Annotated in this window: 6 protein-coding genes and 1 pseudogene; 5 read left to right on the top strand and 2 right to left on the bottom strand. The window is 71.3% G+C overall.

Annotated elements, in window-relative coordinates; all coding sequences use genetic code 11:
- On the top strand, positions 1-182 hold a 182-nt coding region (locus VGR06_RS39120; RefSeq protein ID WP_327564285.1), incomplete at its 5' end, for a hypothetical protein.
- A 134-nt stretch (positions 183-316) separates the two neighbouring features.
- Here VGR06_RS39120 and VGR06_RS39115 read toward each other — a convergent pair.
- Entirely contained in the window at positions 317-1,480 is a 1,164-nt protein-coding gene (locus tag VGR06_RS39115) for a pyridoxal phosphate-dependent aminotransferase (RefSeq protein ID WP_414637420.1), read from the bottom strand.
- Positions 1,481-1,677: 197 nt separating this feature from the next.
- On the opposite strand from VGR06_RS39115, the gene VGR06_RS39110 reads away from it, so the two are divergent.
- From VGR06_RS39110 to VGR06_RS39095, 4 genes are all read left to right on the top strand, one after another.
- Entirely contained in the window at positions 1,678-2,886 is a 1,209-nt protein-coding gene (locus VGR06_RS39110; protein WP_327564286.1) for a DUF445 domain-containing protein, read from the top strand.
- 120 nt (positions 2,887-3,006) lie between these two features.
- Positions 3,007-3,531 (top strand): PadR family transcriptional regulator, encoded by a 525-nt coding sequence (locus VGR06_RS39105; RefSeq protein ID WP_327564283.1) that lies wholly within the window; start codon positions 3,007-3,009, stop codon positions 3,529-3,531.
- A gap of 175 nt (positions 3,532-3,706) precedes the next feature.
- Entirely contained in the window at positions 3,707-4,402 is a 696-nt protein-coding gene (locus VGR06_RS39100) for an ABC transporter ATP-binding protein (RefSeq protein WP_327564282.1), read from the top strand.
- Positions 4,403-4,461: 59 nt separating this feature from the next.
- Positions 4,462-6,741: an FtsX-like permease family protein gene (locus VGR06_RS39095; RefSeq protein WP_327564281.1), complete on the top strand. Its 2,280-nt coding sequence runs from the start codon at positions 4,462-4,464 to the stop codon at positions 6,739-6,741.
- Here VGR06_RS39095 and VGR06_RS39090 read toward each other — a convergent pair.
- Positions 6,742-7,228: pseudogene (locus tag VGR06_RS39090) on the bottom strand (hypothetical protein); the annotation flags it as partial.

The raw sequence follows: 7,228 nt of genomic DNA, 5'->3' as shown, positions 1-7,228 counted from the left end.
GGGAAAGCAACGTCACGTTGCTTCCCGCCAACCCCCAGATCAAGATCAGCTCAGCGTGTTGTCAACACCACGCCAAGCTGATCTTGGCCGCCCCGCCTGAGTCGATCTTCCGACGGCGGCTTGCCGGGACGGGGGAGTGCGGGGTGGCGTGGGTGGGCTTGATCGTTGAAATATTGCCGTGAGCCGTGGATGGCGCGGGTGGCGGCAATGTTCTGGCGATCTTGTGCGGTGCGGGCTGTCACGTCACCACAGCCTCCCGATCTCCGCGGCGAGCAGCCGCCCGACGTCGCCGGGTCGCTTGTTTCTCGGTGGTTCCTCAGCTGAGTTTGTGGAGGCGTTCGATGGCTTCGTCGAGGACCTCGTCGCGCTTGCAGTAGGCGAAGCGGACGATGGGGCGCCAGCGGTCGGGGTGGTCGGTGAAGACCTGGACGGGGACGGCGGCGACGCCGATCCGTTCCGGGAGCTGCCAGCAGAGCTCGGCGCCGTCGGTGAAGCCGAGCGGGCGCACGTCGGCGCAGACGAAGTAGGTGCCGAAGGACTGGTGCACGTCGAAGCCGGCTTCGGCGAGGCCGGCGGAGAGGCGGTTTCGCTTGTCGGACAACGAGTCGCGGAGGGCCGTCACCCAGGGGCCCTCGTGTTGCAGGGCGTAGGCGACGGCGGGCTGGAAGGGGGCGCCGCCGACGAAGGTGAGGAACTGCTTGGCGGCGCGGACCGCGGCCACGAGGGGGGCGGGCCCGCAGACCCAGCCGATCTTCCAGCCGGTGCAGTTGAACATCTTGCCGGCGCTGGAGATCGTCAGGGTGCGGTCGGCCATCCCCGGCAGGGACCCGATCGGGATGTGCGAGACGCCGTCGTAGACGAGGTCCTCGTACACCTCGTCGCTGATCGCGATCAGGTCGTGCGCCACGCACAGCTCGGCCACGGCCGCCAACTCGGACGGGGTGAGCACGGTCCCGGTCGGGTTGTGCGGCGTGTTCAGCAGGATCGCCCGGGTGCGCGGTCCGACCGCGGCGCGCAGCGCGTCAAGATCGAGGGCGAACCTGCCGGCGGGGGCGGGCCCCTCGACCCTGCCGCCTGCAGGGCGGCGGGGGCGGGGCGGCGCAGTCGACTCGGACACCAGGGAGACCGTCCGCCGGGTCGCTCCGGCCATCGCGACGGCCGCGGCGTAGGAGTCGTAGTACGGCTCGAAGAGGATCACCTCGTCGCCCGGCTCGACCAGCGCCAGCAGCGACGCGGCAACGGCTTCGGTGGCACCGACGGTGACCAGGATCTCGGTGTCCGGGTCGAACGTGGTGCCGTAGCGGGTGCGGTGCGCGGCGATGGCCGCGCGCAGCTCGGGACGACCCATGCCGGGCGGGTACTGGTTCTGCCCGTCGCCGATCGCGCGCTGGGCCTCGGCCAGCATGCCGGGCGGGCCGTCGGTGTCCGGGAAGCCCTGGCCGAGGTTGACCGCCCCGGTCCGGTTCGCCAGCGCGGTCATCTCGGCGAAGATCGTCGAGGTGAACGGCTGTAGCCGGGGTACGAGCGCACGTGGGGGCACGATCAACCATCCTCACGGACAATGGCGGTGTGCAGCAACTGAGCGCGGCCGGATCCCAGACCGCCCTGACTCCGGCTCGAGCGGCCGGGCTCCCACCGGTTCCGGGCGAGGCGGAGAAGCAGCGTGGCCTGCGCAAGATGAAGCTGGTCGCGCTGGGCTTCCTGGCCGGCGCCACGGTGATCTTCCTGGCCACCACGATCTGGCAGTCGAACGGCGCCCCCGGCTGGGTGGGTTACCTGCGGGCGGCCGCCGAGGCCGGCATGGTCGGCGCGCTGGCCGACTGGTTCGCGGTGACGGCGCTGTTCCGGCATCCGCTGGGCATCCCGATCCCGCACACCGCGATCATCCCGACCCGCAAGGACCAGCTCGGCACCAGCCTGGGTGACTTCGTCGGCACCAACTTCCTGTCCGAGCAGGTGGTCCGGGACCGGTTGCGGCGCGTCGGGGTGTCCCGCCGGCTCGGCGGCTGGCTCGCCGACCCGGCCAACGCCGAACGCGTCACCGCGGAGCTCTCCACGGTGGTGCGCGGCGTGATGACCGTGCTGCGTGACGAGGACGTGCAGGCCGTGATGGAGCAGGCCATGGTGCGCCGGATCGTGGCCATGCCGTGGGGCCCGCCGCTGGGCAAGCTGCTCTCCGGGGTTTTCACCGACCGCACCCATCACAAGCTGGTGGACCTGCTGTGCGACCGCGCCTACGAGTGGGTCAAGGAGAACCACGGCACGGTGCTGCGGGTGGTGTCCGACCGGGCGCCGACCTGGTCGCCCAAGTTCGTCGACGCGATGGTGGCGGACAAGGTCTACGGCGAGGTGCTGACGTTCGCCTGGATGGTGAAGACCGACGTCAACCACCCGATGCGGCAGGCCATCGACACGTTCCTGCTGGAGTTCGCCAAGGACCTGCAGACCGACCCGGCCACCATGGAGCGGGCCGAGCTGGTCAAGCACACCGTGCTGGAGCACCCCGAGGTGCAGAACATCATCGGCGCCACCTGGACCACGGCCAAGCGGATGCTGCTCGACGCCGCCGAGGACCCGTCCAGCGAGCTCCGCACCCGGGTGCGCAACGGCCTCATCTCGCTGGGCACCCGCCTCGCCGAGGACGAGATCCTGCGCGAGAAGGTGGACGGCTGGGTCGAGGGCGCGGCCGCCTACATCGTCCTCAACTACCGAGACGAGATCACCACCCTGATCACGGAAACGATCGAGCGCTGGGACGCCGAGGAGACCTCCCGCAAGGTGGAGCTCCAGGTCGGCCGCGACCTCCAGTTCATCCGCATCAACGGCACCGTCGTCGGCGCCCTCGCCGGCTTGGTGATCTACGCGGTGGCCCAGCTGATCATCTAGCCGACTTGTCGCGGGAAGTTCCCACGACGGGTTGCACTTGTCGTGGGAAGGACCCGCGACAAGTCGGCTACTAACAGGATGTATAGACCTTGGGTATACACGTCCTGTACAGTCCTCGGCATGTCGATCGGGCACACCTTGCTCGGCCTGCTGGAGGGCGGGCCGCGGCACGGCTACGACCTCAAGCGGGCCTATGACGAACGGTTCGGGCAGGACCGGCCGCTGCACTACGGGCAGGTGTACGCCACGCTCTCCCGGCTGCTGCGCAACGGTCTGGTGGAGGAGAGCGGGATCGAGCCGGGCGGCGGGCCGGACCGGAAGCGGTACGCGATCACCGACGCCGGGATCACCGACGTGGAGAAGTGGCTGGGCACGCCGGAGAAGCCGGATCTCTACCTGCAGAGCACGCTCTATACGAAGGTCGTGCTGGCGCTGATGACCGGGCGCAGCGCCGCCGAGGTGCTGGACACGCAGCGCAGCGAGCACCTGCGGGCCATGCGCACGTTCACCACCCGCAAGCGCGGCGGCGACCTGGCCGACCAGCTCATCTGCGACCACGCGCTGTTCCACCTCGAGGCGGACCTGCGCTGGCTGGAGCTGACCGCGGCCCGGCTGGAGGATCTGGGGAAGCAGGTGACGGCATGAAGCTTGCGGAATGCCGGGCGAGGGAGTTGGCCCACCGCGACGAGGTGGGCCCGATGAACTGGGGTCTGGGGGCTTGCCCCCAGTGGAACACGGTCTGCCCGAGGAGCGGTCCGGTGACCCACCACTCAAGGCGACCCACGACCATGGCCAACACTCCCGAGTTGGAGTACACGGCATGAGTGGTCCGCTGCTGGTCGGCACCGGCCTGCACAAGGCGTTCGGGCCCACGGTGGCGCTGTCCGGCGCGGGGCTCGCGCTCTGGCCGGGTGAGGTGGTGGCCGTGATGGGGCCGTCCGGCTCCGGCAAGTCCACGCTGCTGCACTGCCTGGCCGGGATCATCCAGCCGGACGCGGGCACCGTCGTGTACCGCGGCAGCGAGGTCTCGAGGATGCCGGACGGGCCGCGGAGTGCCTTGCGCCGCACGGAGTTCGGCTTCGTGTTCCAGTTCGGACAGCTGGTGCCGGAGCTGTCCTGCCTGGAGAACGTGGCGCTGCCGATGCGGCTGTCCGGCCAGCGCCGCGGCCCGGCGGAGCGGCTGGCCCGGGAGTGGCTGGCCCGGCTCGAGGTCGAGGACGTGGCGGACAAGCGGCCCGGCGACGTGTCCGGCGGCCAGGGGCAGCGGGTGGCGGTGGCCCGGGCGCTGGTGACCGCGCCGAAGGTGATCTTCGCGGACGAGCCGACCGGGGCGCTGGACTCGTACAACGGCGAGCGGGTGATGACGCTGATGGTGGACGCCGCCAAGCAGACCGGGGCCGCGGTCGTCCTGGTCACCCACGAGCCGCGGGTGGCCGCCTACTCCGACCGTGAGGTCATCGTGCGCGACGGGAAGTCCCGGCAGGTCGACCTGGAACAGGTGGGGCTGCCGGGGTGAACACAGGCCAAGGGGGTGGCGTCTCCGTTCGGGGCGGAGGCGCCCGGCTCGCCCGATGGGTGAGCGACCTGCGCTTGGGGGTCCGGCTGGCCATCGGGGGTGGCCGGACCTCCAAGACAGGGGTGGCGCGGCTGGTGCTCAGCACCATCGGCATCGGGCTCGCGGTCGCGGTGTTGCTGGTCGGCGCCTCGGCCGGGCCGATGTTCAGCGCCCGCAGCGAGCGGCAGTACGCCCAGGTCGAGTCGCCCGAGCGGATCCCCGGCGTGGACCCGATGTACTCCCGGTCAGCGAGCACGGCGTTCCGCGGCCGGAGCATCAACGGGACGTTCCTGCACGCCACCGGACCGCGGTCGCCGCTGGCGCCCGGTCTGGACCGCGTGCCCGGAGACGGCGAGATCGTGGTGTCCGAGTCGCTCGCCGAGCTGCTCGCCGGGCCGGACGCCGAGCTGCTGCGGCCCCGGTTCCCGCAGCGGATCATCGGCACGATCGGCCGCGAAGGCGTCACCGACGCAGGCACGCTGACGTTCTACGCCGGGGACGGCACGCTCGACCGGTCCACGGCGCAGGCGATCTACGCCTACGGCGCCCGGGGGACCGACCCGATGCCGGCGACCCTGGCCGTGCTGATCGCGATCGGCACGGTGGTGCTGCTGGTGCCGGTGTTCGTGTTCGTCGCGACCAGCGCCCGGGTGGCCGGCGCCGAGCGGGACCGCAGGCTCGCTGCGCTGCGCCTGGTGGGTGCGGGCGCACGGCAGGCGCGCCGGATCGCCGCGGCGGAGTCGCTGGCCGGTGCGGTCACCGGGCTGGCCTTCGGCATCGGCCTGTTCCTGCTGTTCCGTTCGGCCGTCGGCAATATCGAGCTCCTCGGCGTCAACCCGTACCCGGGTGACGTGGCGCCGCCGTGGCCGCTGGTGCTGCTCATCGTGCTGGCCGTGCCGGCGCTGGCGATGGCCACCGCACAGATCGCGCTCCGCCGGACGATCATCGAACCGCTCGGCGTGGTGCGCCGCGGCCGGCCGGTGCGCCGCCGGCTGTGGTGGCGGCTGGTGCCGATCGTGCTCGGGCCGGTGCTGCTGCTGAGCCAGGGCAACGTGTCCCGCGACTTCGACAGCTCGGTGGTGGCGATCGTGGCCGGCGCGACCCTGCTGCTGTTCGGCATCCCCGCGCTGCTGCCATGGTTGCTGGAGCGCGCGGTCGCCCGGGTGCACGGCGGCCGGCCGCCGTTCCAGCTGGCGGTTCGCCGGCTGCAGCTGGACAGCGGCACCCCGGCCCGGGTGGTCGGCGGGGTGGCGGTGGTGCTCGCCGGCGCCATCGCCCTGCAGACCGTGCTCGCCGCGCAAACCGCGAAGTACACGCGGATCGCGCTGCCCGACTACCTGACCGCGGACACCGTCAACTCCCTTGCGGAGCTGCAGATCGAGGGTGACATCGCCGATGAGGTGGTGGCAAGAGTCAGTGCGGTGCCCGGCGTTGCGTCGGTCGTCACGAGCCGCAGCGCCACGGCCCAGACGGAACGCGGCGACGCTTTCACGATGTCCATCGTGGACTGTGCGGCGCTGACGAAGTACCTGAGCATCCCGCGTTGCACCGACGGTGACGTGTTCCGGTTCTCCGACCGGGCGCGGTTCGCCGGGCAGACCGTGACCATGATCGCTCGCGACTACGCCGGCGACGACCTTCCCACCGGCGACCGGTGGACGCTGCCCGCCGAGATCCGCCGGGTCGACTATGCCGGTGGACTCGCCAACTTCGCCGGGGAACTGCTGGCCACCCCGGGCGCCGTCCGCGGCGTGCGGATCCCGAGTCCGAGGGCGCAGGCCGCGGTCCAGCTCGACCTCACCCGGCCGGACGTGCTGGAGGGCGTGCGGAACGCGGTCGCCCCGTTCGGCTGGCGGGTCTCGGTGTACACGACGTCGTACCAGTTCCTGCCGGACTCGCTCCAGCTGTTCCTGACCATCCAGGGCGCCCTGCTCGGCGGCGCGCTGTTCACGTTGCTGCTGGCCGGGGTGAGCATGCTGGTGCTGGCGCTGGAGCAGATGCGGGAACGCCGCCGGCCGCTCGCCGCGCTCGCCGCGACCGGGGTGCCGACCGGCACGCTGGCGCGCTCCCTGCTGTGGCAGAACATGATTCCGGTGCTGGTCGGGGTGGTGGTCGCGGTGGCCACCGGATTGGGCCTGGCCGCGCTGGTGTTCCAGCTCATCGGCGACCCGTTCACCGTGGACTGGCCGACCGTCGGCCTGTACTCCGGCATCGCCGCCGTGCTCGTCGTGCTGGTCACGGTGCTGACCCTGCCGACGCTGCGCAGTGCGACCCGGCTGGCCGCACTGCGCAGCGAGTGATCAGGTGACGTCCCGGCGCACCGCGAGCCACGCGCCGAGGATGGCGAACACCAACCCGTAGCCGATCAGCAGCAGCCCGCCCTGGTAGGGCTGGAGCAGCGAGATGTTCGGCTGGCTGGCTCCGGTCAGCGCGCTGTTCGCGCCACCGGGGAACCACTTGTAGTAGTCCCGGATGCCGGGCAGGTTCCCGACGAGCCCTTCGACCACGAACAGATACACCAGCGCGCCGACCACCGCAGCGATCTGGTTGCGCAGCAGGGCGCCGAGGCCGACCCCCAGCAGCGCGTACACCGCCACCCCTGCGGCCACCCCGACGAGCGTGCCCGGGATGCCGTTCGAACCCAGCGAGACGTCGACGTTCTTGGCCGACAGCCAGGGCAGTGCGATGGCGATCGCCAGCACGATGGTGGCGACGCCGAAGGCGATGCCGTTCAGCGCGTAGGCGATCAGCTTGGCGATCACCACCCGGCCGCGGTGCGGGGTGGCC

It is taken from the genome of Actinophytocola sp. (genome assembly GCF_036002505.1).
In the GTDB taxonomy this organism is placed as follows: Bacteria; Actinomycetota; Actinomycetes; order Mycobacteriales; family Pseudonocardiaceae; genus DASYTH01.
This window is presented reverse-complemented; position numbering and strand designations above follow the sequence as displayed.

Coding starts and splice junctions, on each gene's coding strand:
- VGR06_RS39115 (WP_414637420.1), bottom strand. CDS start 1,480: ATGACCGCGCTGGCGAACCGGACCGGGGCGGTCAACCTCGGCCAGGGC.
- VGR06_RS39110 (WP_327564286.1), top strand. CDS start 1,678: ATGAAGCTGGTCGCGCTGGGCTTCCTGGCCGGCGCCACGGTGATCTTC.
- VGR06_RS39105 (WP_327564283.1), top strand. CDS start 3,007: ATGTCGATCGGGCACACCTTGCTCGGCCTGCTGGAGGGCGGGCCGCGG.
- VGR06_RS39100 (WP_327564282.1), top strand. CDS start 3,707: ATGAGTGGTCCGCTGCTGGTCGGCACCGGCCTGCACAAGGCGTTCGGG.